General features: G+C 65.6%; 24 protein-coding genes. 12 read left to right on the plus strand and 12 right to left on the minus strand.

From position 1 onward, the window contains the following. Window positions 1–89 precede the first annotated feature (89 nt). The gene (locus GGC65_RS12640; protein ID WP_192647488.1) at window positions 90–992 is read left to right on the plus strand and encodes a LysR family transcriptional regulator; all 903 of its coding nucleotides are present in this window, start codon (window positions 90–92) and stop codon (window positions 990–992) included. Here the strand turns inward: GGC65_RS12640 and GGC65_RS12645 are convergent. The 6 genes from GGC65_RS12645 to GGC65_RS12670 all read right to left on the minus strand — a co-directional run bounded on the left by GGC65_RS12645 (window position 989) and on the right by GGC65_RS12670 (window position 7,090). Continuing rightward, a complete protein-coding gene (locus GGC65_RS12645) occupies window positions 989–3,007 on the minus strand; it encodes a putative bifunctional diguanylate cyclase/phosphodiesterase (protein WP_225940802.1) in 2,019 nt (672 codons plus the stop codon). The genes GGC65_RS12640 and GGC65_RS12645 overlap by 4 nt on opposite strands. A gap of 119 nt (window positions 3,008–3,126) precedes the next feature. Continuing rightward, the gene (locus tag GGC65_RS12650; protein WP_192647489.1) at window positions 3,127–4,947 is read right to left on the minus strand and encodes an ABCB family ABC transporter ATP-binding protein/permease; all 1,821 of its coding nucleotides are present in this window, start codon (window positions 4,945–4,947) and stop codon (window positions 3,127–3,129) included. Between the two features lie 40 nt (window positions 4,948–4,987). Continuing rightward, complete coding sequence (locus tag GGC65_RS12655; RefSeq protein WP_192647490.1) at window positions 4,988–5,137, minus strand: hypothetical protein; 150 nt, start codon at window positions 5,135–5,137, stop codon at window positions 4,988–4,990. A 104-nt stretch (window positions 5,138–5,241) separates the two neighbouring features. After that, window positions 5,242–5,802: an LptA/OstA family protein gene (locus tag GGC65_RS12660; RefSeq protein ID WP_413052752.1), complete on the minus strand. Its 561-nt coding sequence runs from the start codon at window positions 5,800–5,802 to the stop codon at window positions 5,242–5,244. 14 nt (window positions 5,803–5,816) lie between these two features. Then, window positions 5,817–6,455 (minus strand): LPS export ABC transporter periplasmic protein LptC, encoded by a 639-nt coding sequence (lptC, locus tag GGC65_RS12665; RefSeq protein WP_192647491.1) that lies wholly within the window; start codon window positions 6,453–6,455, stop codon window positions 5,817–5,819. A 17-nt stretch (window positions 6,456–6,472) separates the two neighbouring features. Beyond that, entirely contained in the window at window positions 6,473–7,090 is a 618-nt protein-coding gene (locus tag GGC65_RS12670) for a ribonuclease D (RefSeq protein WP_192647492.1), read from the minus strand. A 261-nt stretch (window positions 7,091–7,351) separates the two neighbouring features. On the opposite strand from GGC65_RS12670, the gene GGC65_RS23730 reads away from it, so the two are divergent. Beyond that, window positions 7,352–8,131 (plus strand): cold-shock protein, encoded by a 780-nt coding sequence (locus tag GGC65_RS23730; RefSeq protein WP_192647493.1) that lies wholly within the window; start codon window positions 7,352–7,354, stop codon window positions 8,129–8,131. A gap of 228 nt (window positions 8,132–8,359) precedes the next feature. Here GGC65_RS23730 and GGC65_RS12680 read toward each other — a convergent pair whose 3' ends face one another. The 4 genes from GGC65_RS12680 to GGC65_RS12695 form a co-directional block, all read right to left on the minus strand. Beyond that, the gene (locus tag GGC65_RS12680; RefSeq protein WP_192647494.1) at window positions 8,360–8,821 is read right to left on the minus strand and encodes a Dps family protein; all 462 of its coding nucleotides are present in this window, start codon (window positions 8,819–8,821) and stop codon (window positions 8,360–8,362) included. Window positions 8,822–8,935: 114 nt separating this feature from the next. Further along, window positions 8,936–9,505, minus strand: a complete 570-nt coding sequence (locus GGC65_RS12685; protein WP_192647495.1) for a TMEM165/GDT1 family protein — start codon at window positions 9,503–9,505, stop codon at window positions 8,936–8,938. Window positions 9,506–9,536: 31 nt separating this feature from the next. Next, window positions 9,537–9,866 (minus strand): hypothetical protein, encoded by a 330-nt coding sequence (locus tag GGC65_RS12690; protein WP_192647496.1) that lies wholly within the window; start codon window positions 9,864–9,866, stop codon window positions 9,537–9,539. A 61-nt stretch (window positions 9,867–9,927) separates the two neighbouring features. Next, a complete protein-coding gene (locus GGC65_RS12695; RefSeq protein WP_192647497.1) occupies window positions 9,928–10,572 on the minus strand; it encodes a GGDEF domain-containing protein in 645 nt (214 codons plus the stop codon). Between the two features lie 206 nt (window positions 10,573–10,778). On the opposite strand from GGC65_RS12695, the gene purE reads away from it, so the two are divergent. From purE to GGC65_RS12745, 10 genes are all read left to right on the plus strand, one after another. Continuing rightward, entirely contained in the window at window positions 10,779–11,276 is a 498-nt protein-coding gene (gene purE / locus GGC65_RS12700; protein WP_192647498.1) for a 5-(carboxyamino)imidazole ribonucleotide mutase, read from the plus strand. Window positions 11,277–11,282: 6 nt separating this feature from the next. Beyond that, window positions 11,283–12,356 (plus strand): 5-(carboxyamino)imidazole ribonucleotide synthase, encoded by a 1,074-nt coding sequence (locus GGC65_RS12705; protein WP_192647499.1) that lies wholly within the window; start codon window positions 11,283–11,285, stop codon window positions 12,354–12,356. Beyond that, window positions 12,353–12,844 carry a dihydrofolate reductase gene (locus tag GGC65_RS12710; RefSeq protein ID WP_192647500.1) on the plus strand — a complete coding sequence of 164 codons (492 nt, stop codon included), beginning with the start codon at window positions 12,353–12,355 and terminating at the stop codon, window positions 12,842–12,844. The genes GGC65_RS12705 and GGC65_RS12710 overlap by 4 nt, the downstream gene beginning before the upstream one ends. 4 nt (window positions 12,845–12,848) lie before the next feature. Beyond that, window positions 12,849–14,030 carry a dipeptidase gene (locus GGC65_RS12715; protein WP_192647501.1) on the plus strand — a complete coding sequence of 394 codons (1,182 nt, stop codon included), beginning with the start codon at window positions 12,849–12,851 and terminating at the stop codon, window positions 14,028–14,030. 118 nt (window positions 14,031–14,148) lie between these two features. Continuing rightward, window positions 14,149–15,078, plus strand: coding sequence for a bifunctional riboflavin kinase/FAD synthetase (locus GGC65_RS12720; RefSeq protein WP_192647502.1), 930 nt, complete (start codon window positions 14,149–14,151; stop codon window positions 15,076–15,078). Window positions 15,079–15,111: 33 nt separating this feature from the next. Next, window positions 15,112–16,158 carry a glycerophosphodiester phosphodiesterase family protein gene (locus tag GGC65_RS12725; RefSeq protein WP_192647503.1) on the plus strand — a complete coding sequence of 349 codons (1,047 nt, stop codon included), beginning with the start codon at window positions 15,112–15,114 and terminating at the stop codon, window positions 16,156–16,158. A gap of 76 nt (window positions 16,159–16,234) precedes the next feature. Beyond that, complete coding sequence (locus tag GGC65_RS12730; protein WP_192647504.1) at window positions 16,235–16,525, plus strand: GIY-YIG nuclease family protein; 291 nt, start codon at window positions 16,235–16,237, stop codon at window positions 16,523–16,525. A 136-nt stretch (window positions 16,526–16,661) separates the two neighbouring features. Next, window positions 16,662–19,589 (plus strand): isoleucine--tRNA ligase, encoded by a 2,928-nt coding sequence (ileS, locus tag GGC65_RS12735; protein ID WP_192647505.1) that lies wholly within the window; start codon window positions 16,662–16,664, stop codon window positions 19,587–19,589. Further along, window positions 19,586–20,107, plus strand: a complete 522-nt coding sequence (gene lspA / locus GGC65_RS12740) for a signal peptidase II (RefSeq protein WP_192647506.1) — start codon at window positions 19,586–19,588, stop codon at window positions 20,105–20,107. Before ileS ends, lspA begins: the two co-directional genes overlap by 4 nt. A 26-nt stretch (window positions 20,108–20,133) precedes the next feature. After that, entirely contained in the window at window positions 20,134–20,553 is a 420-nt protein-coding gene (locus tag GGC65_RS12745; protein ID WP_318780164.1) for a DUF3035 domain-containing protein, read from the plus strand. 58 nt (window positions 20,554–20,611) lie between these two features. Here GGC65_RS12745 and GGC65_RS12750 read toward each other — a convergent pair whose 3' ends face one another. Beyond that, the gene (locus GGC65_RS12750; protein WP_192647508.1) at window positions 20,612–21,280 is read right to left on the minus strand and encodes a hypothetical protein; all 669 of its coding nucleotides are present in this window, start codon (window positions 21,278–21,280) and stop codon (window positions 20,612–20,614) included. A gap of 117 nt (window positions 21,281–21,397) precedes the next feature. After that, window positions 21,398–23,326, minus strand: a complete 1,929-nt coding sequence (gene dxs, locus GGC65_RS12755; RefSeq protein ID WP_192647509.1) for a 1-deoxy-D-xylulose-5-phosphate synthase — start codon at window positions 23,324–23,326, stop codon at window positions 21,398–21,400. Window positions 23,327–23,356 lie beyond the last annotated feature (30 nt).

Here is a 23,356-nt window from a genome sequence, read left to right on the forward strand (position 1 = left end):
ATGCCCGTCTCGATGAAAGGAAGATGGACCTGAGGACACGTTCGGAATAGACGGCAACTCTTGGTCCTGCTTTTCGGGAAAACCGAACAATGATCCGCATCGAAGGTATCGCCGCATTCGTCGCCACGGTCGAGCATGGCTCGATCAGCGGCGCCGCGCGCCAGCTTCGCCTGTCGAAATCGGTGGTCAGCGAGCGCCTCGCCGAACTCGAACGCTCATTGGGCAGCGCGTTGCTCCACCGCACCACGCGCAGACTGAGCCTGACCGAGGACGGCAGCGCCTTCCTCCCGCGCGCACAACGGATCACGCGCGATGTCGTCGAGGCCGCAGCCGACATCGCCGAACGCCGCGGCACGCTCGCGGGCGCGCTGCGCATCGCGGCGCCGGTAACCTTCGGCCATATGCATCTCGGCCCCGCGCTCTATCCGTTCCTGAAAAGCCATCCCGAAATCCAGCTTACGCTCGACCTCGACGACCGCCGCATCGACGTCGCGTCGAGCGGCCACGACGCGATCATCCGGCAGGGTGTCATCGACGATACGCGCCTTATCGTCTGGAAACTTGCAAAGAGCCGCCGCATCCTGGTCGCGTCCGCCGCCTATCTCGCCGAGTATGGCACCCCGACCTGCCTGCAGGATCTGCGTAACCACCGCGGTATCTTCTACACCAACCGCGGCGCCAGCGACTGGCATTTCCGCACCGACGACGGCCCGGTCTCGATTCAGGCGAAACAGGCGCTCGGCGTCAACAATGGCGACATGATTCGCGATGCGGTCACCGCCGGCCTCGGCATCGCGATGCTCCCCGCCTTCATCGCCGGTCCCGCAATCAAGGCCGGCAAGCTCGTCGCCATCCCCATCGCCATCGCCCCCGACGAGGAGTGGATCTATATGGCGCATTCGCAGGGCCGCGACCCGTCGGCGAAACTCCGCGCGCTGCGCGATCATCTGAAAGCGACGTTCGGCGACCCGCCCTATTGGGAAACGGCTTAAGCGACCGCGACCTGTGGTTCGTCGTCGCCCCGCGCCACGCCGCGCCCCGGACGCCCGATCAGGAAGCCTTGCGCCTCGTCGCATCCTTCGCGGCGCAAGACGTCGAGCTGCTCGGGAGTCTCGATCCCCTCGGCAAGGATCGGGATCGAGAGGCTTTTGCCCAGCGCCAGCACCGCGCGAAGGATCGCGGTCGACTGGATATTCCCCTCCAGCTCGGCGGCGAAGAAACGGTCGAGCTTGATCTTGTCGAAGGGGAAAGCACGCAGCGTCTCGAGCGACGAATAGCCCGTGCCGAAATCGTCGAGCGCGACCCCGACGCCCAGCGCCTTGATCTGGCGCAGCACATGGAGGGCGCGTTCGCGGTCGGCGATGATCGCGGTCTCGGTCAGCTCGATCTCCAGCCGCCGTGGCGGCAGCCCGGTGTCGAGCAATATCTGGTGGAACAGGCGCGGCAGGTCGACGTGCGCGAGCTGGAGCGGCGACACATTGACCGCGACCTTCGAGGCATGTGGCCACGCCGCCGCATCGGAACACGCGCGCCGCATCACCCATTCGCCAAGCGTCAGGATGAAGCCATTCGCCTCGGCGAGCGGGATGAACACCGCCGGCGGGATCGGCCCACGCACCGGATGCGTCCAGCGAAGCAGCGCCTCATAACCCGTCACCTCGCCGGTCGTGACCGAGGTCTGGACCTGATAATGGACGTCAAGCTCGCGCCGGTCGATCGCGCTGCGCAGGTCGGCGGCAAGTTCGCGCTGGTCGCGGATTGCCTCGTCGAGCTGCCAGTCATAGTGGCACGGCGCGGTCGCCGCGTCGGTCTTCGCGCGGTACATCGCAAGGTCCGCATTGTTCGACAGCATCTCGGCGGTCGCCGCATCGTCGGGGAAGACCGCGACCCCGATGCTCGCGCCGAGCCGCGCCTCGAAATCGGGAAATACCAGCGGCGTTTTCAGCTCGGCATCGAGCCGCGCGGCGAACGCCATCAGCTGCGCGCGATCGGTAAAGCGGGTCAGCGCAACAAACTCATCGCCGCCAAGCCGCGCGACGAATTCATTGTGACCGAGCGCGTCGCGCATCCGCTGCGCAATCCGCGCGAGCACCTCGTCCCCCGCCTTGTGGCCATGGACGTCGTTGATTTCCTTGAACCGATCGAGGTCGATCGCACACAGCCCGACCCGCTCGCCGCTCACCAGCGCCGCGCCGATCTGCCGCGACAATTCGGCGCGAAAGGCGGTGCGGTTGGGCAAGCCCGTCAGCGCGTCGCTCATCGCCATATGCGTCAGCTCGCGCATGGCGTCCGAGCGCGTCTGGCGGTCGAGCATCGCGGCGAAGACCCCCGCAGCGATCACGATCCCGCCGACCAGCACGGTCGCGAGCGCCAGCGCGTTGAACTCCGCCGGGCGCAGCGGCGTTTCGTCGAGCGCCATCGGGGTGATCCGCATCGCCGTCATCGCGAGGAAGTGGAGCGACGCGATCGCGAGCACGATCAAACCCGTCGCCAGCGGCATGCGGTATCGAACCGCCCGCGCCGTACGGAGGACCGTCAGCGCGGCGGCGGCGAACACCATGCCGCAAATCACCGCCGCGGCGACATAGGCATCGTCCCACGCGACAATGCCGTCGACGCGGTACGCGGTCATCCCGGTAAAGTGCATGGCGGCGATCGCGCCCCCGAACAGCGCCCCGCCGATCGCGCCGAAAATCTCGTCCTTGCCCCACGCCGCAACCGCGAAGCCGATAAACGAGCCGACCATCGCAACCATCAGCGAGGCGATTGTCAGAACGGGATCGAGTGTCACCGGCGCCTTCGCCTCGAAGGCAAGCATCGCAACGAAATGGGTGCACCAGATCGTCGCGCTCGCGGCGACGGCGACCAGGAACGCCCAGGCGATGCCCTGCTTTCGCTGCGCCTCGCGCGCGCGTTCGAACATCTGCACGATCGCAAAGGCGCCAACGCCGCAAATTGCGACCGCCAGCGCAACGAGCCACGGATCGTGGTCGATTGCGATACACATCGCCAGCCTGATCAAATCCCCGCCTTTCAGATCGAAAGCCCGCCAAAATGGCGGGATGGTCCAGAAAGGGGCAATTGCTGGAAATCACTTACAAAATTGTAAATGCCAACCGGACGCAGTCAGGCCTCGACGGTCCCCTCGTCGCGCTCGGCCTGCTGCCGCGCCCACATGTCCGCATAGAGTCCGCGCATGTGCAGCAGTTGCTCGTGCGTCCCCGTCTCTGCGACGCGGCCGCGCTCGAGCACGATGATCCGGTCGGCGTTCACGACCGTCGACAGGCGGTGCGCGATCACCAAGGTCGTGCGCCGCGCCGCGATGCGCTCGAGCGTGTCCTGGATCGCCGCCTCGGTGCGGCTGTCGAGCGCACTCGTCGCCTCGTCGAGGATCAGTAGCGGCGGATTCTTGAGCAGCGTCCGCGCGATCGCGACGCGCTGTTTCTCGCCGCCCGAGAGCTTCAGCCCGCGTTCGCCAACCTCGGTATCATAGCCTTGCGGCAGCAAAGCGATGAAGGTGTCGATCGCCGCGCCCTCGGCCGCCTCGGCAATCGCATCGGCGCTCGCCCCCTCGCGGCCATAGGCGATATTATAGCCGATGCTGTCGTTGAACAGCACGGTGTCCTGCGGGACGATGCCGATCTCGGCGCGCAGGCTCTTTTGCGTAACTTGGCTGATATCCTGACCGTCGATCAACACCCGCCCGCCCTGCGGATCGTAAAAGCGGAACAGCAACCGCGCGATCGTCGACTTGCCCGCGCCCGACGGCCCGACGATCGCCAGCGTCTCGCCCGCGCCGGCCGCGAAGCTCACGCCGTTCAGGATCGTGCGGTCGGGCTCATAACCGAAGACGACATTCTCGAATGCCACCGCGCCGCCGTTCACGACCAGCGGCCATGCACCCGGCGCATCGCTGATCTCGGGCGGGGTGTCGATCAGGCGGAACATCGCCTCCATGTCGATCAGCCCCTGGCGGATCACGCGATAGACCATGCCGAGCATGTCGAGCGGGCGGAACAGCTGCGCGAGCAGCGTATTCACCAGCACCACGTCGCCGACCTTATATTCGCCGATCGACCAGCCCCACACGGTGTAGGCCATCGCGCCCGCGAGCGCGGCGTTGGTGACAAGGCTCTGGCCGATATTGAGCCAGGCGAGGCTGTTCTCGCTCTTCACCGCGGCCTTGGCATATTGGTCGGCAACGTCGCGATAGCGCGCTTCCTCCCGCTCCTCGGCGCCGAAATATTTGACCGTCTCGTAATTGAGCAGGCTGTCGACGCTGCGCCCAATCGTCAGCGTGTCGAGGTCGTTCATCCGCGTGCGCAGCGCGTTGCGCCAGTCGGTCACCTTGCGGGTGAAGATGATGTAGACGACGACCATGAACGCGGTCGCGCTGGCGAGGCCGAAGCTGAATTTGGTCCAGAAGATGATCAGCACCGCGGCGAGTTCGACGATCGTGGGCGCGATGTTGAACAGCAGGAAATAGAGCATCGTGTCGATGCTCTTCGTCCCCCGTTCGATCACCTTGGTGACCTCGCCCGTCCGCCGCGCGAGGTGGAAGCGGAGGCTCAGCGCATGGAGATGGCTGAAGGTCGTGATCGCCAGCTCGCGTGTCGCATCCTGTCCGACGCGTTCGAACACGACGTTGCGGAGGTTGTCGAACAGCACCCCGGCAAAGCGCGCGCCGGCATAGGCAAGCACCAGCCCGATCGCGAGCGCGACGCCATCCTCCATCCCCGGCGCCATCTTGTCGATCGCGGCGCCATAGAGGAAGCCCATCGACAGCTGGACGCCCTTCGACGCGAGCACGATGAGTGCGGCAAGGCAGATGCGGACCTTCGCCTCCGCCTGCCCCGCCGGCCACAGATAGGGGAGGAACCGCTTCAGCGTCGCAAGGACGGGCGGTTCGCGTGAGGCATCGGCGGACGTGGAGGTATCAGGCGGCATGCGCGCCCCATGTAGGGGCGATAGGCCGCGCTAACAACGCTTACCGCGACTGGCCATATCCGGCATGGCGGATGATCCGGTCGATCAGGCGCCGTTCTTCGGATGTCGGGGTCGGTACGATCACCACAGGGGGTTCCTGGCGGCGGCCGAACATCGGACGTCGGGGCGGGACGATGGGGGAAAAGCGCATGGGGGCTGCTTTCACACTATGCGGCGTCGCCCCCCGGCTCCGCGATGATCTGGTCCCGCACCCTTGGTGCAGGCGCGTGGTTGCAACCCGGTTAAAGCTGTTGGTTACTGCTTTCTTTCCGGTACCGTGAAGGTGCCCGTGACGCGCCCGCCGGTGCCGCCCTGGATCGGGTTGCCGTCGGGGCCGCGCGCCGCGCCGCGGCCGTCGACCGTCGCGCGGCCGGTGCTGAGGTCGATCACCATGCGCCCGCCGTTCAGCCGGTTGCCGCGCTGGGTCAGCTGGACATTGCCGACCATCGTGATCAGCCGCCGGTCGAGGTCATAGATCGCGACATTGCCCGAAGCGCGCTCGTCGCCCTTGGTCACCACGACGCCGCCGGTCGCGTCGAGCCGGTTGACTTCGGTGCCGCCCTGGCGGCTGTAGGCCACGGTCATCCGCGCCGCGGTCAGCGTCATTCCCGCCTGCGTTACGCGGACATTGCCCTCGAGCACGACGCGGTCGGCGCGGTCCTGCACCTCGATGCTGCCGGCGTCGAAATCGACCGGGGCGGCGCTGTTGTGGTTGGCGAGCGCCTGCGCCTGCGCGGTGTCGCCGCCGGTGCCGGCCGACAGCAGCGCAAGACTGGTCAGCGCAAAGCCCGCGCCGGCCAGCAACATGCTTTTCATCGGCGATAGGCGGTTCATTTGATCACTCCCTGATTGATCCGCAGCCGCGCATTGCCCTGCAGGCGCACGATCCGTTTGTCGAGGTCGGCGGTCAGCTGGTTGGCCGAAAACGTGCCGATGTTCAACGCGCCATTGACGCCATTTTGCCCGATCAGGCTGCGTGTCTTGAGATCGACCGCAACATTGCTCGCATCGATCCGGTATCCGCCCGCGCTCTTGACCTGCACCAGCCCCGGCACCGCGACCTTTTCGGTGTCCATATTATAGGCGCTTTCCTTCGCGACGATCGTCGCCGGGCCGTCGTTCAGGCGGATCGCGCCTGACAGGTCGGTCATCCGCACGATCGGTTCGGCCGAGCTTTTCTGGACCGCGCTGCCCGCGAGCAGCGCAAACGGCTGCCCCTTCGCATCCTGGCCGCGATATTCGGCGCGCGTCACCTTCATCCGCTCCTTGGCCATCTCGACCTTGTCCTTCGACAAGAGGAAGCTGATCTCGGCGCGCTGGGTGAAGGGCGAGAAGACGAGCACCGCCGCGACGACGCCGATGACCAGCGGCAGGCCGTAACGCAGGATGCGCACGACGCGGTCGTGGCTCGACCCGCTCGCCGCCCACATGCGGCGCATCGTGCGGTCAAGATCGGCGCGTTCGGACACTCGCGAATCGCTCCCCGTCAGGTGTGCGCGAAAATGTCGGCCTCGGGCCAACCCGCGAGGTCGAGCGCCGCGCGCGTCGGCAGGAAATCGAAACAGGCCTGCGCGAGTTCGGTGCGCCCTTCGCGCGCCAGCCGCGCATCGAGGATCGTCTTCATCGCATGCAGGAAGCGCACGTCGCTCGCGGCATAGTCGCGCTGCGCATCGCTGAGTTCGGCGGCGCCCCAGTCGCTCGACTGCTGCTGCTTCGACACTTCCTGGCCCAGCAACTCGCGCACCAGTTCCTTCAGGCCGTGGCGGTCGGTGTAGGTGCGGATCAGCTTCGAGGCGATCTTGGTGCAATAGACGGGCGCCGTAACGACACCGAGCGCCTGCTGCAGCGCCGCAATGTCGAAGCGTGCAAAATGAAATAGTTTCAACCGGTTAGGATCGGTCAATATCGCCTTTAGCACCGGCGCGTCATAGGCGCTGCCGGGTTTGAAGCGGACGAGATGCTCGTCGCCCGACCCGTCGCTGATCTGGACGAGGCACAGCCGGTCGCGCTGCGGGTTCAGGCCCATGGTTTCGGTATCGATCGCGACCGCGCCGGGGCCCAATACGCCCTCGGGCAGATCTTCTTCGTGGAAATAGACAGTCATAAGCCCGCCTTAGGCCAAGCGGCCGTGCCGCTCAATGACTGGTTTTCACTGCCGTGCCGGCGCCGCTTCGACCTGCGGCAAAGCGTGCAAAATTCCGCATCATCTTTCCGAAATTTTCTGTTCGCAGCCTGTGGATTATTAGGCTATATATTGCGCCCTTGGTGGCATGGGGCGAGTCCGTGCCTGTGGTGAACTGCGTCCCCGTCCGGCGCAATGAGCCGGTTGAATGGGGTGTGGACGACCGAAAGCGACTAACAGACTATGAGTTTCAACAAGGATCGGCGCGGCCAGCGTGGGCGCGGCAAGCGCGATGATTTTGGCAATTTCGACAGCTTCGAACCTGCACCCTATGGCGGCGACAGCTACGGCGGCGGACGCGGCGGCTTTGGCGACCGCGACCGCGGTGGTTTCGGCGGCGGTGATCGCGGCGGCTTCGGCGGTGGCGACCGCGGCGGCTTCGGCGGCGGCGATCGCGGCGGCTTCGGCGGCGGACGTGGCGGCGGCATGCCCGCGCAGGTCGTCGGCGAAGGCAATGGCACGGTGAAATTCTTCAACGCGGCCAAGGGCTTCGGCTTCGTGGCGCGCGACGATGGCGGCGAAGATGTGTTCGTGCACATCAGCGCGGTCGAACAGGCGGGCCTCGCCGGCCTCGCTTCGGGCCAGCCGCTCGGCTTCACGCTCGTCGAACGCAATGGCAAGGTGTCGGCCATCGATCTCAAGATCGAAGGCGAACCGATGCCGATCGAGGACCATGGTCCGCGCCGTGACGACCGCGGCCCCGGCGGCGCGCCGGGCGGCGCTCGCGGCCGTCGCCAGCTGACCGGTGAACGCACCTCGGGCACCGTTAAATTCTTCAACACGACGAAGGGCTTCGGCTTCATCGCGCGCGACGACGGACAGGCCGATGCCTTTGTCCACATCAGCGCGGTGCAGCGCGCCGGCATGGCGGGCCTCGACGAAGGCGACCGCGTCGCGTTCGACATCGAAGTCGACGACCGCGGCAAGTTCGCAGCGGTGAACATCCAGCCGCATCAGGACTGATCGGCCGGACAATCGGACAAATGAAAAGGGCGGCTCTCGGGCCGCCCTTTTTGTTTGGGGGTCACTGGCCGCTTTCGACCGATTGCGGATCTTGCGCCTACCTAACCCGTTCGCATCGAGCGAAGTCGAGATGCCCCTCGGGCTACACTTTGTTTCGACGGGTGTCTCGACTTCGCTCGACACGAACGGGCTTAGGGGTGGCAGCGTTCCACCTCAAAGCCGCCGACCTCAATACCCCAGCGTCGCCTCGAGGAACCAGATCCGCTGCTGCGCCTCGTCGGCCCAGCCGTCGACCAGCCCGCTCGTCGCAATGTCGCCATCGGCTTCGGCCGCGGCCTTCACTTCCTTGAGCTGGCCAAGCAGGGTCTTGTTGTCGTCCGCCAGTGCGCGGATCATCGCCTCGGCATCGACACCCGCGGCATCATCGTCGCGGATCGAGGCGCGGCGGCTGACGTCGCCGATCGAACGCAAGGTCGGCGCGCCATTCTTGCGCACGCGCTCGGCGATCAGGTCGGTCGTCGCGAAAATCTGCGCCGCCTGTTCGTCGAACAGCAGGTGGAGCTCGCGAAAATGCGGGCCCTGGACGTGCCAGTGATAATTTTTGGTCTTGAGATAGAGCGCAAAGCTGTCGGCGAGCAGCGCGTTCAGCGCATCGGCGACTGCGGGGGCGTTGTCATTCTTGTCGGACATGGGAGCATCCTTTCTGTTGCCCCACCGATATAGCGAAGCGCGCGGGCGCTTTCCCATTGAACCTTTGGCTAAGCTTCATCGACAAAAACGATGAAACTCGCCGCGAAAGATCGATCAGCCGATCAATCCGAACGCACCAAGCGCGGTGCGAAACCCCCAAAGCACGAGGATCGCCGCCGCCGCCCAGCGCAAATTGCGTGCGGCGCGCCGTTCGGCGAGCACTGGCCCGAAGGCGAGGAACGGCAGCATCGCGAGCGTCCAGCCGACCAGCCCGCCCGCCGCGGCCCACTGCCCCGCCCCGCTCGTTGCCGCGAGCGCACCGATCAGGAAATGACTGCGGTCGCCAAACTGTGCCGCGAGCATCCGCCCCGCGAGCATGACGGGCGACGCGTCGGCCATGCCCGCTTCGGCGAGTGCCGGCCGGACTCGCCATAAGAGCGCCACCGCCGCCGACAGCATCGCCATCGCAACGAGCAGAGCGGCGACCCCCTGCCCGATCATCCCATTCGCGATCGCTCCCGCAACCGCGGCAATGACGGCATTGACGATGAACGCGCCGAACGCGATCACGGCCGTAACGCGCCGGTCGGCGCGCGCGCTCAGCAGCCGCGACAGCGCGATCCCGCTGCGCCCGTCGGCATTGGCGAGCAGCACCGCCACCAGCGCAAGCATGATTGCATCCATCGATTAAGTCTGAATCGTCAGGCGTTTGGCGTCAATGCCCCAGCCGAACCGCGACCGACGCCAGCCAGGCTTCCTGCGCGGCCGACGGCAACGGCCCCCGCGGCACCGCCGCCGCATCGCTCATCGCGTCGAGATAGGTCAGGATCGCGGCGCGATAGCCGCCCCCCGCGACCGCCGATTCGAGCCGGCTTGCCAGGGTTTCGACCGCGGAAAAGCCGTTATCGCGTGCAAGGCAGCGGATATCGTCGATCCCCTGCACGATCTGCGCCAGCGCACAGTGCGGCAGCGCTTCGGCCAGCGCACCGATCTGTCCGGTGATCCGGTTCTGGATGTCGAGATATGGGTCGATCTGGTTTCGCATCTTACCCCCCTGTCGTCATGGGAAACGATGCGCCCTTTTGGTTAATGCGCGGTTAGCGCACTCACCGGTGCCCCGGCAGGCCGCCCAGCCCCTGTTTGCTGCGATACATATCGCGGTCGGCGGCCGCCAAAATGTCGGATTCGGTCATCCCGGTCTGCAACATCGCGACCCCGAAGCATGCCGACAATGCGATCTCGTGCCCGTCATATTCGGCGGGCGCCGCGGTCAGCACCGCGCACAGCCGGTCGACCTGCGCGCGCGCGCCGTCCTCGCTCGACTGGTCGAGGATCAGCCCGAATTCGTCGCCGCCGATGCGCGCCGCGACGTCGGTCGCGCGGATCGAGCCCGCGAGGCGCTTGGCGATCTCCATCAGCGCGAAGTCGCCCGCGGCGTGGCCGAAACTGTCGTTGATATATTTGAGCTGGTTGACGTCGATAAAGACGACCGCGGCGCGTTCGGCGTGCCGCTCGAACCGCGCCATGCGGTGGTGGATCGCGGTCAGGAAGTAACGGCGGTTGAACAGGGGCGTCAGCGTATCGCGCTCGGACACGCGTTCGAGCTCGGCGACGGCGATCTTCAACACGCGGTTTTCGCGGCGCAAAGCGTCGCGTTCGCGGCGTACTTCACGCAGCTGGTCCTCGATGGAGTCCAGAGCGACGGTGCCGAACTGGTCGACCGCGATCCGTGCCCCCCCTACGCTATCCATTCAATGTCCCCGAACCCTACCCACGATCCCCGGCCGAATGCCGACGGCTATTGAGCGGCGACCCTAGTCCCGACTTGATACCAATCGGTAAACGCGGCGGCATCAATCGCGCGGCGTTGCCCGCGCGCAAACCAGTCGCTAGGGGGGATGCGGCGGCGATTCACCGAGCGACAAGGGCGCGATGAACACCGGGCAGGAGGGATGGAATGGGCGATACAGCCCCGCAAGTCGGTGTCATCATGGGCAGCCAGTCGGACTGGCCGACGATGGCGCACGCGGTCCAGATCCTCGAAGAGTTCGGCATCGCGCACGAGGTGCAGATCGTCTCGGCGCACCGCACCCCCGATCGCCTTGTAAACTATGCCAAAAGCGCGGCAGACCGCGGTTTGAAGGCGATCATCGCCGGCGCCGGCGGTGCCGCGCACCTTCCCGGCATGGTCGCCTCGATGACGCGCGTCCCGGTGCTCGGCGTCCCCGTCCAGTCGGCGGCTTTGAGCGGCGTCGACAGCCTTTATTCGATCGTCCAGATGCCCGGCGGCATTCCGGTGGCGACCTTTGCGATCGGCAAGGCGGGCGCGACCAACGCCGGCCTGTTCGCCGCCGCGCTGCTCGCGAATAATGATGCCAGTCTGGCACAAAAACTCGACGCGTGGCGCGAGACGCAAACGAACAGCGTCGCCCCCACCCCCGTGCGCGAGGGCTGATCGCAGGTGCTCTCCCCCGGTTCGACGATCGGCATCTTGGGCGGCGGCCAGCTCGGGCGGATGCTCGCGGTCGCCGCGGCGCAGCTCGGCTATCGCACGCATATCTATGCGCCCGACCGCGAAAGTGTCGCCGCAGATGTCGCGGCGCAGCACACGCAGGCCGCGTGGGACGACGAACCGCGCCTCGCCGCTTTTGCCGCGCATTGCGACGTCGTTACCTATGAGTTCGAAAATGTGCCGGTCGATACGGTGCGCTTCCTGGCGGGCCATGTCGCGGTACGCCCCGGGGTCGAGGGGCTCGAAATTGCGCAGGACCGTTTGACCGAAAAGAATTTCGTCGCCGGGCTCGGCGGTCGCCCCGCGCCCTTCGCCGCGGTGCCCGACCGCGCTGCGCTCGACGCCGCGCTCGAACGGATCGGCGCGCCCGCGATCCTCAAGACCGTCCGCATGGGCTATGACGGCAAGGGGCAGGCGCGCCTCGCCACCGCCGCCGATGCCGATGCCGCCTGGAACGGCATCGACCGCCACGCCGCGGTGCTCGAAGGCTTCGTCGACTTCGACCATGAATTTTCGGTGCTGCTGGTCCGCGGCATCGACGGTGAGACGCGCTTCTGGGATTCGCCGGTCAATGTCCATGAGGGCGGAATCCTCGCGACCTCGACCCTGCCGCCGCCACAGGCCGTGCTCGACCAGCAGGACGACGCGCGCGCGCTAATGGCAAAGATCGCCGACGAGCTCGACTATGTCGGCGTCCTCACCGGCGAATTTTTCGTCGGCCGCGACGGCCCCGTCTTCAACGAGATGGCGCCGCGTGTCCACAACAGCGGCCACTGGACGATCGAGGGCACGGTCGCCAGCCAGTTCGAAAATCATATCCGCGCGGTCGCCGGCCTGCCGCTCGGCAGCACCGCCACCGCCGCTTTGCCGGTGACGATGCACAACCTCATCGGCGGCGGGATCGAGACGGTGCCCGCGCTGCTCGCCGATCCCGCCTGCCACGTCCACCATTATGGTAAAGCCGAGGTCCGCGACGGCCGCAAGCTCGGCCATGCCACCTGGGTCGGAGCCTCTCCCGCATGAATCGCCCCGAAATTACGCTTGTCCTCGCACGCGCCGCCAATGGCGTGATCGGCGCCGACGGCAAGATGCCTTGGCACCTGCCCGCCGACCTTCGCCGCTTCAAGCAGATCACGATGGGGCGCCCGATGATCATGGGGCGCAAGACCTTCGACAGCCTGCCCGCGATCCTCGAAGGCCGCCGCCACATCGTACTCACCCGCGATCCCGAATGGCAGGATGAGGGCGCCGAGCCGGTGGCGACGATCGAAGAAGCGCTCAAGCTCGCCAACGCGCCGCATGTGATGGTGATCGGCGGCGCCGAAATCTATCGCCTCTTCCTGCCGCTGGCCGACCGCATCGAGCTGACCGAGGTCGCGCTCGAACCCAAGGGCGACGCAGTCATCGACTATCCGGCCGCCGCCGAGTGGCAGGAGATCGCACGCGAGGATCATCCCGCCGACGACGCCGGCCGCCCCTCGTACAGCTTCGTCACGCTGACAAGGAAATAGGCTCATGCGTCGCTGGCTGATCGGCATATTGCTCGTCGTCGCGGTCGCCGCGCTCGCCTTCTTCACCCTCGCCCCCGGCATGCTCGAACGCGGGATGAACAAAATCGACGGCAAACCACTGCCGACGGTCAGCGAGCGCGCGAAGACGCTGCACCAGACGCTGACGATCGTCGACCTCCACAGCGACACCTTGCTCTGGAAACGCAATATCTTGGAGCGCGCCGACCGCGGCCATATGGACCTGCCACGGCTCGAGGACGGCAATGTCGCGCTGCAAATCCTCGCGAGCACGACCAAATCGCCCAAGGGCCAGAATTATGACGCGAACGGCGGCGATACCGACAATATCACCGGCCTCGTGATCGCGCAGCTCCAGCCTGTGCGGACGTGGAATTCGCTCCTCGAACGCTCGCTGTGGCACGCCGAAAAGCTGCACCGTGCGGTCGCCGCTTCGGCCGGCAAGCTACGCTCGGTCAATGCCCCCGAGGATATCGACGCGCTGCTCGCCGAACGCCGGGGCAAGGCGCCGCCCGTCGGCGCGATGCTCAGTATCGAGGGGCTGCACGGGATCGAAGGCAAGCTGACCAACCTCGACAAGCTCTACGCCGCCGGCTTCCGCATGGCCGGCCTCACCCATTTTTTCGACAATGATCTCGCGGGATCGATGCACGGCCTCAGGAAGGGCGGGCTCACCCCGACCGGGCGGCAGGTGGTCGAGGCGATGGAAGCCAAGGGCATGATCGTCGACATCGCGCATTGCTCGAACGCGTGCGTCACCGACATTTTGAAGATCGCGCGCCGCCCGGTCGTCTCGAGCCATGGCGGCGTGCAGGCGACGTGCAAGGTCAACCGCAACCTCAGCGACGAACAGATCAAGGGCGTCGCCGCGACCGGCGGCCTCATCGGCATCGGATACTGGGACGCCGCGGTTTGCGACACGTCGCCCGCGAGCATCGCCAAGGCGATGAAGCATGTCCGCGACCTCGTCGGCATCCAGCACGTCGCGCTCGGCAGCGACTATGACGGCGCCACCACCGTGCGCTTTGACACGTCGAAGCTCGTGCAAGTCACGCAGGCGCTGATCGACGCAGGCTTTTCCGACGACGAAATCCGCGCCGCGATGGGCGGCAACGCGATCCGCATACTCAAGGCCGGGCTCGTACCCCTGACGCCGCCAACTCTATGACGAAACTCACAAACTCCGTTCGTGCTGAGCTTGTCGAAGCACCGTCCTTCTTTCTTCAAAGGTTGAAAGGAAGAACGGCCCTTCGACAAGCTCAGGGCGAACGGAGAGGGGTGAGGTCATGATCCGCCTCGACGGCCATCAGCGCATCGAGGGCGATCTGCGCGGCGGCGTGATCGCCCTCGGCAATTTCGACGGCTTCCATGCGGGGCATCAGGCGGTCGTCGGCCGCGCGGTGCGTCATGCGAAAGACGAGGGCCGCCCCGCGATCGTCGCGACCTTCGACCCCCATCCGGTGCGCTTCTTCAAACCCGATGTCCCGCCCTTCCGCCTGACCACGCTCGCCCAGCGACAGGAATTGTTCGCCGCGGCCGGCGCCGACGCCATGCTCGTCCTGCCCTTCGACGCGACCCTCGCCGCGACGACGGCGGAGGATTTCATCACCGAACTGCTGCTGGGTCGCTACGGCGCCGCCGGCGTCGTCACCGGTGCCGACTTCGTCTTCGGCAAGGGCCGCGGCGGCGATGTCGTCACGCTCGCCGACCATGCCCGCCGTCTCGGCTTCTTCACCGAGATGGTCGCGCCCGTCGACGATACCGAAGAGGTGATCTCGTCGAGCCGCATCCGCGAGGCGCTCCAGGCCGGCGACTGCGCCGCCGCAACGCGCCTGCTCACCCGCCCCTTCACCGTGCGCAATGTCGTCCAGCACGGCGACAAGAACGGCCGCCTGCTGGGCTTCCCGACCGCGAACCTCGAAATGGGCCAATATCTGCGCCCGCGATACGGCATTTACGCCGTAACCGGAAAACTGCCCGACGGCCGTATCTTAAAGGGCGCCGCGAACCTCGGCATCCGCCCGAGCTTCGACCCGCCAAAGGAATTGCTCGAACCGCATTTCTTCGATTTTGCCGAAGACCTCTACGGGCAGGAAATCGACGTTGCCTTCCACGCCTTCATCCGGCCCGAGGCGAAGTTCGACAGCATGGACGCCTTAATGGTTCAAATCGCTATGGATTGTGACGCGGCAAAGGCGCTACTGGCGGGCATCTGACCCCTCGCCGCAAGAGGGGCGACGGGGGGGATGATGACCGACAGCGACGACTGGGCCAGCGCACTCGAAGGCCCGAAGAAAAAGCCGATGAAACGGCGCACGAAGATCCTGCTCTGGATCTTCGCCGCGATCGTCGCGTGGCTCACCCTGTCGAACGCCAGCTTCCTCGCCCCCGACCCGCAAGGCAAGCCAAAGCTCATCGCGCACCGCGGCGTCTATCACCTCTACGACAAGCGCGTCGCCGCCGGCCGCGACACCTGCACCGCCGCGCACGCGCTGCCGCCGAGCCATGAGGTGTTCGAAAACACCTCCGAATCGATGCGCTGGGCGGTCGGGCTCGGCGCGAACATGGTCGAGGTCGACGTAGCCCCGACGAAGGACGGCCGCATGGTCCTCTTCCACGACTGGACCCTCGATTGCCGCACTAACGGCAAGGGCGCGACGCGCGACCTGACGCTCGCCGAGCTCAAGGCACTCGACATCGGTTACGGCTACACCGCCGACGGCGGCCAGACCTTCCCGCTGCGCGGCAAGGGCGTCGGCAAGATGCCGACGGTCGAGGAAGGTCTCGCGGCGCTTCCCGTCCACCCCATCCTCTTCAACTTCAAATCGAAGGACCCGCACGAAGCCGACCAGCTGTTCGCGATCCTGAGGGCATCGGGCCGCGACAGCGCGAAACGCGGCGACGCCTTCTACGGTGCCGAAGCGCCCGTAAAGCGCATGCGCGAACTCCTTCCCAAAAATTGGTCCTTCGACCTCACGGGCGAGGGCAAGGCGTGCACCAAGGATTATGTCGCATACGGCTGGACCGGCATCGTCCCCGAAAGCTGCCGCAACGGCGTGCTCGCGATCCCGATCAACTATCAATGGGCCTTCTGGGGCTGGCCCGACCGGCTGATCGCACGCATGGACAGCGTCGGCGCGCGCGTCATCGTGCTCGGCCCCCATGAAAGCGGGAAGTCGAACGAAGGCCTGACGACCCCCGGGCAGCTCGCGAAGGTGCCCGCCAGCTTCAACGGCTATATCTGGGTCGAGGACATCCGCGAAGTGGGCCCCGCGCTCCGGCCGCGGCAGAAGTAAACCAGCGGCAGAGATTGCTCCGGTGCGGACAAAGGTGATCCCCGGCGAAAGCCGGGGCCCATTATAACCCCACGCCATGAAGCAAGGCTGGATCTATATCCTCACCAACCGGCGCAACGGGACGCTCTACATCGGCGTGACCAGCGACCTCCCGCAACGCATAGCACAGCATCGCGAAGGCCTGATCGGCGGCTTTGCCAAGAAATACGGCCTCAAGATGCTCGTCTGGCACCAGCATTTCGAAAATCTCCACGACGCCCGCCACCGCGAAGTCCAGATGAAAGAATGGAAACGCGCATGGAAGATCGAGCTGATCGAAGCCACGAACCCCGAATGGCGCGATCTATATTTCGAGCTTTTGCGCTAGCTTTCTGGGCCCCGGCTTTCGCCGGGGTTCACGATAGGGTTGGCCATTTGTGAACCCCGGCGAATGCCGGGGCCCACTGCGCCATACGCAATCGTGAAGGTTTGCTCCCACGCAAATCTGCGCTAAGCGGCCGCGCATGACTGATACGCCCTCCGCCGCCGAACAGCGCGACTATCGCGACACCGTCTTCCTGCCCAAGACCGACTTTCCGATGAAGGCCGGCCTGCCGCAGAAGGAGCCGCTGATTCTGGCGAAATGGATCGAAGGCAATCTCGAAGGGCAGATTCGCGAGAGCCGCAAGGGCCGCGAGCAGTTCATCCTCCACGACGGCCCGCCCTACGCCAATGGCGACATGCACATCGGCCATGCGCTCAACCATATCCTCAAGGACATGGTCGTCCGCACCCAGACGCTGAAGGGCAAGGATTCGCCCTACGTCCCCGGCTGGGATTGCCACGGCCTGCCGATCGAGTGGAAGGTCGAGGAGCAGTATCGCAAGAAAAAGCTCAACAAGGACGAGGTTCCGGTCGAGGAATTCCGCGCCGAATGCCGCGCCTATGCGCAGCATTGGGTCGACACCCAGCGCGAGCAGCTGAAGCGCCTTGGCATCGGCGGCGACTGGGATCATCCGTACCTCACGATGGATTATGAGGCCGAGGCCACCATCGTGCGCGAACTGCTCAAATTCGCGGCGAACGACATGCTCTATCGCGGCGCCAAGCCGGTGATGTGGTCGCCGGTCGAAAAGACCGCGCTCGCCGAGGCCGAGGTCGAATATGAGGATATCGTCTCGACGCAGATCGATGTCGCGTTCGAGATCGTCGAGAGCCCGATCCCGGAACTGGTCGGCGCTTATGCGGTGATCTGGACGACGACCCCGTGGACGATCCCGGTCAACCAAGCTTTGGCCTATGGACCCGAGGTCGAGTATGCGCTTGTACCCTATGGTGGGCGCAAGCTGCTCGTTGCGAACGCTCTTCTCGAAGGCGTGATGGAACGCAGCGCGGAGGCCTATTCTAACAACAATTCGAGCTTTGCTGGTTCGTTTGAACAGAACCACCCTCGGAAGCTATTCAAAGGCTCCGACCTCGCCGGGACCATTGCCCGCCACCCGATGCACGCGCTCGGCGGCTTTTTCGCGCGCCCGCGTCCCTTCCTTGCGGGCGATTTCGTCACCACCGACAGCGGTACGGGCCTTGTCCATATGTCGCCCGACCATGGCGAGGATGATTTCGACCTGTGCAAGGCGAACGGGCTTGACCCCGTGTTCGCGGTCGAGGGCGACGGCAAATATCGCGCCGACTGGGGTTGGCTCGGCGGTCAGGGATCGGTGATCAACCCCAAGTTCAACGCCCCCGACGGCCCGATCTGCACCGACCTTCGCGAAGCGGGCGCATTGCTCGCTGCCAGCGCTGATTACAAGCACAGCTATCCGCATAGCTGGCGCTCGAAGGCGAAGGTCATCTATCGCTGCACGCCGCAATGGTTCGTGCCGATGGACAAGGTGATGACGCATATCGAGCCCAAGACCCCGCGCGAAAAGCGCTGGGAGAATGAGGGCGGCGCGATCAACCCGCATGAAGAGGATCTCTGCGACGCGCCGACGCTGCGGCAGGCGGCGATGCAGGCGATCGACGACACGCGCTTCGTCCCCGCCAAGGGCCGCAACCGCATCGGGTCGATGGTCGAAGGACGTCCCGACTGGGTGCTGAGCCGTCAGCGCGCGTGGGGCGTGCCGATCACGCTCTTCGTCGACCGCAAGACCGGCCACTATCTCAACGACCCGATCGTCAACGACCGTATCGTCGCGGCGGTGCGCGAGGGCGGCGTCGACGCGTGGAACGACGCGCGCGCGCAGGAATATCTTGGGCCGAACTATGACGCCGCGAACTACGAACGCATCGTCGACATTCTCGACGTCTGGTTCGATTCGGGCTGCACCCACGCCTTCGTGCTCGAAAGCGGCAAATGGCCCGCGCTGATCCGCCACGACGGCGGCACGCACAGCGCCGACCTCTATCTGGAGGGCAGCGACCAGCATCGCGGCTGGTTCCAGTCGTCGCTGCTGGAGTCCTGCGGCACGCGCGGGCAAGCGCCGTACAAGGCAGTGCTGACGCACGGCTTCACGATGGACAGCAAAGGCTTCAAACAGTCGAAGTCGCTCGGCAACACGACCGATCCGGTCAAGGTGATGGAAACCAACGGCGCCGACATCATCCGCCTGTGGGCGCTGTCGGTCGACTTCACCGAGGACCACCGCATCGGCGACGAAATCCTGAAGGGCGTCGCCGACCAGTATCGCAAGCTACGCAACACCTTCCGCTACCTGCTCGGCGCGCTCGACGGGTTTTCGGAAGAGGAACGCATCACCGACGTTTCCGCGATGCCCGAGCTTGAGCGCTATATGCTCTCGCTGCTCGCCGTCCTTGATGCGAAGATGCACCGCGCGGTCGATGATTTCGACTTCAACGGCTATACGCGCCTGCTCGCCGATTTCTGCAACGAGGATCTGTCGGCCTTCTATTTCGACATCCGCAAGGACGTCCTCTATTGCGACCTAGGCCCCGCCGCGCCGCTCGGCACCGACACGCGCCGCGCGTACCGCAGCGTGCTCGACATATTGTTCCACGCGCTCGTCCGCTACGCGACCCCGGTGCTGGTGTTCACCGCCGAGGAAGTCTGGGGCACGCGCTATCCCGACGCGGGCAGCGTCCATCTGCTCGAATGGCCCGCCGTCGATGCCGCATGGAACGATGCCGCGCTCGCGGGCAAATGGGCGAACGTCCGCACCCAGCGCGAAGCGGTGACCGAGGCGATCGAACCCTATCGCCGCGAAAAGACGATCCGTTCGAGCCTCGAGGCCGAAGTCACGATCCCCGATCCGACGCTCGATCCCGCCGCACTGGAGGAAATCTTCATCGTGTCGGTCGCACGCGCCGGCGACGAGCTCGCGGTTACGCGCACCGAGAACCACAAATGCGGCCGTTGCTGGCGCCACCTGCCCGAGGTGACCGAGGACGGCGCCTTGTGCAATCGCTGCGACACGGTATTGGACGCAGCATGAGCAGCACACGTTCGCCGCACCTGCGCTTCGGCCTGATCTTTGCGGCCCTCGCCTTCGTCTTCGACCAGGTCACCAAATGGGTCGTCACCGTGCCGCTGTCGCTCGAGCCCAAGGGGCAGATCGAGCTTATTAGCTTCTTCAACCTGACCTGGGCGGAGAATTGCGGCATTTCGCTGTCGATGTTCGCCAGCTGCACCGACACGACGCGCTGGACGCTCGTCGCGGTGACGGGGATCGTCGCTGCCGCGGTCGCCTTCTGGATGACGCGCGAACAGGCGAAGGGCGACGTGATCGCGCTCGCGATGATCCTCGGCGGCGCGCTCGGCAATATCGTCGATCGCGTGCGCTTCGGCTATGTCGTCGACTTCGCCGACCTGCATATCGGGGATTTCCGTCCCTTCATGATCTTCAACGTCGCCGATGCGTGCATCACGCTCGGCGTGCTTTTGCTGGTTGCGCGCGCGCTGCTCTTGGGCGAAAAGGCCGCGACACCGGACGGCAAGCCGTCCGCCGATTAACGGGGCGCATTGGGAGTATGATTAAAGTGAACCGGACCACCGCCATTTTGGCCGCCTCGATCCTTGCCACGACGCTTTCGGCCTGCGGGTCGAACAGCCTGTTCAGCCGCGACCGTCCCGACGAGATGATGGTGTCGCGTCAGGCGCCGCTCGTCGTGCCGCCCGACTATTCGCTGACCCCGCCCGCGCCCGGCACCGCACGCCCCGGCGGCGAATCGACCGCCGAGCAGACGCTGCGTGCGCTCTTCGGCGGCCCGTCGGCACGCAGCGCGAGCGAAACGCAGATCATCGGCAGCGCCGACGGCCAGCGTGCCGATCCCGGCATCCGCAGCCAGGTCGGCAGCCCCGACACGCAGGTCGTCGACAAGGGCCTCGTCGTCCGCGACATCCTCGCCGCCCCCGAAGGCGACGGCCGCGACGCATCGGCGGCAATCCCAACCGCGTAACGCGCATTGCAAGTTCAGGATAACGGCCCGGCTTTCCGGGCCGTTTTCTTTTGCACGCCTAGCTGAACAGGCTCGACAGCAGCAGCATCGCAATCAGGCTCTCGACCATCGCGCGCGACGCATGGCCGAACGCCACCAGCCGCCCGCATTTCAGATGCTGGTTGAACCAGGCGGTCTGCAGGAAGCCGAACCACAGCAGCCCGACCAGCGCGAGCGCCCCGCCCGCAAGCACGGCCCAGTCGTGCGCGAGCTTGATCAATATCACCGCCCCGCCGAGCATCATCGCCAGCACCGCGGCAACATAGCATTGGCTGTAAAAGGGCGCGCGCAACGTGTCGCGGTTGACCTGCAATTTCTGCGCGCGGACCATCCGCGTCGCCATCATCACCGGGAACAGGCTGTAGGTGACGATCCGCAATATGATCAGGTCGGTGTTGTTGCTGACAAAGGCCGACAGCCCGACCTTGCTCGCGACCACCGCATCATTGCCGACCAGCGCGATCTCGGCGGCATGGATGATGATCAGCGACAGCAGCAGGAACAAAGGCGGGCTCAGCGTATCGGTATATTGCTGGTCGCTCGCGTCGCCCTGCTCGACATCCGAATAATCCATCATCTGCAGCGGCCGCACGAGCGTGCGCCACAGCGTGATCGGATAGAAGACCAGCCACGACATCACCTCGTACAAAAGCTCGTCGAGCGATTGCAGGAGGTTGAAGAAATTCATGGCGTTCGGCGCTCCCCTCTCTTCCGTTCGCCCTGAGCTTGTCGAAGGGCCGTCCCTCTTTCAAGCTTGGAAAGAAAAGAGCGGTGCTTCGACAAGCTCAGCACGAACGGGGAGAGTTCACGCCCGCGCGCCCGCTTCCTCGACGCCCGCGCTGTTATGCCGCAGCGCCTTCAGCACGGTGTCGACGATCTGCGGCGCGTTGAGCCCCGCTTCGTCATATTGCAGTTCGGGCTTGTCCTGATCCTGGAACATGTCGGGCAGGCGCATCGTGCGCAGCTTCAGCCCTGCGTCGATCAGTCCCTCGTCGCTCGCGAGCGTCAGCACATGTGCGCCGAGCCCGCCGACGCTGTTCTCCTCGATCGTCACGCAAACTTCGTGGCTCGCGAGCGTCTTGCGGATCAGCTCCTCGTCGAGCGGCTTGGCGAAGCGGAGGTCGATCACGCTCGTCGACAGCCCGCGCGCTTCCAGCGTGTCGGCCGCCTTCAGTGCCTCGGCGAGCCTTGTGCCGAGCGACAGGATCGCCACCGTCTTGCCGCTGCGCACGACGCGGCCCTTGCCGATCTCCAGCTTCACCGGAACCTCGGGCAGCGCCACCCCGGTGCCATTGCCGCGCGGATAGCGGAAGGCGATCGGGCCATCATCATATTCGGCGGCGGTATAGGTCATATGGACCAGCTCGGCCTCGTCGGCCGCCGCCATCACCACCATGTTGGGCAAGGTTGCCAGATAAGTGACATCGAACGAGCCGGCATGCGTCGAGCCGTCGGCGCCGACGAGCCCCGCGCGGTCGATCGCAAAGCGCACCGGCAAATTCTGGATCGCCACATCATGCACGACCTGATCATAGGCGCGCTGCAGGAAGGTCGAATAGATCGCCGCGAACGGCCGCATCCCCTGCGCCGCAAGCCCGGCGGCAAAGGTCACCGCATGTTGCTCCGCAATCCCGACGTCGAAGGTCCGCTCGGGATGCGCCTTCGCGAATTTATCGACCCCGGTCCCCGACGGCATCGCCGCGGTGATCGCGACGATGCGCTTGTCGGTCTCGGCGAGCTTCGCCAGCGTCTCGCCAAACACATTCTGGTACTGCGGCGGTCCCGGCGGCGCCTTCGCCTGCTCGCCGGTGATCACGTCGAATTTCTGCACGCCATGATATTTGTCGGCGGCGGCCTCGGCAGGGGCATAGCCCTTGCCCTTCACCGTCACCGCATGGATCAGCACCGGGCCATGGTCGCTGTCGCGCACATTTTCGAGCACCGGGATCAGATGCTCGAGATTATGCCCGTCGATCGGCCCGACATAATAAAAGCCGAGTTCCTCGAACAAAGTCCCGCCCATCGCCATGCCGCGCGCATATTCGTCGGTCTTCTTCGCCGCCTTGTGCAGCGGCTCGGGCAGCTTGCGCGCAAAGCGCCGCGCAATCTCGCGCAGCTCGATAAACGGCCGCGACGACACCAGCTTCGCCAGATAGGCCGACAGCCCGCCGACCGGCGGCGCGATCGACATGTCGTTGTCGTTGAGGATGACGATCAGCCGGTTGCCCGCCGCGGCGGCGTTGTTCATCGCTTCATAGGCCATGCCCGCCGACATCGACCCGTCGCCGATCACCGCGATCGCGCGGCCGGGTTCGTCCTTCAGCTTGTTCGCGATCGCAAAGCCAAGCGCCGCGCTGATCGAGGTCGAGCTGTGCGCCGCGCCGAACGGATCATATTCGCTCTCGCTGCGCTTGGTGAAGCCGCTGAGGCCACCCCCGGTGCGCAGCGTCCGGATGCGGTCGCGGCGTCCGGTGATGATCTTGTGCGGATAGCATTGGTGCCCGACGTCCCACACGATCTTGTCGCGCGGGGTGTCGAACACATAATGGAGCGCGGTCGTCAGCTCGACGACGCCGAGCCCCGAGCCGAGATGCCCGCCGGTCGTCCCGACGGCCGAAATCATCTCGGCGCGCAGCTCGTCGGCGAACTGGCGGAGGTCTTCGGGCTTCAGCTTGCGGAGGTCGGCGGGGACATCCACCGTGTCGAGCAGCGGCGTATGCGGACGATCAGTCATCGTGCGGTCATACTGCCAAGCGGATGGGGT

The organism is Sphingopyxis sp. OAS728 (assembly GCF_014873485.1).
GTDB lineage: Bacteria > Pseudomonadota > Alphaproteobacteria > Sphingomonadales > Sphingomonadaceae > Sphingopyxis.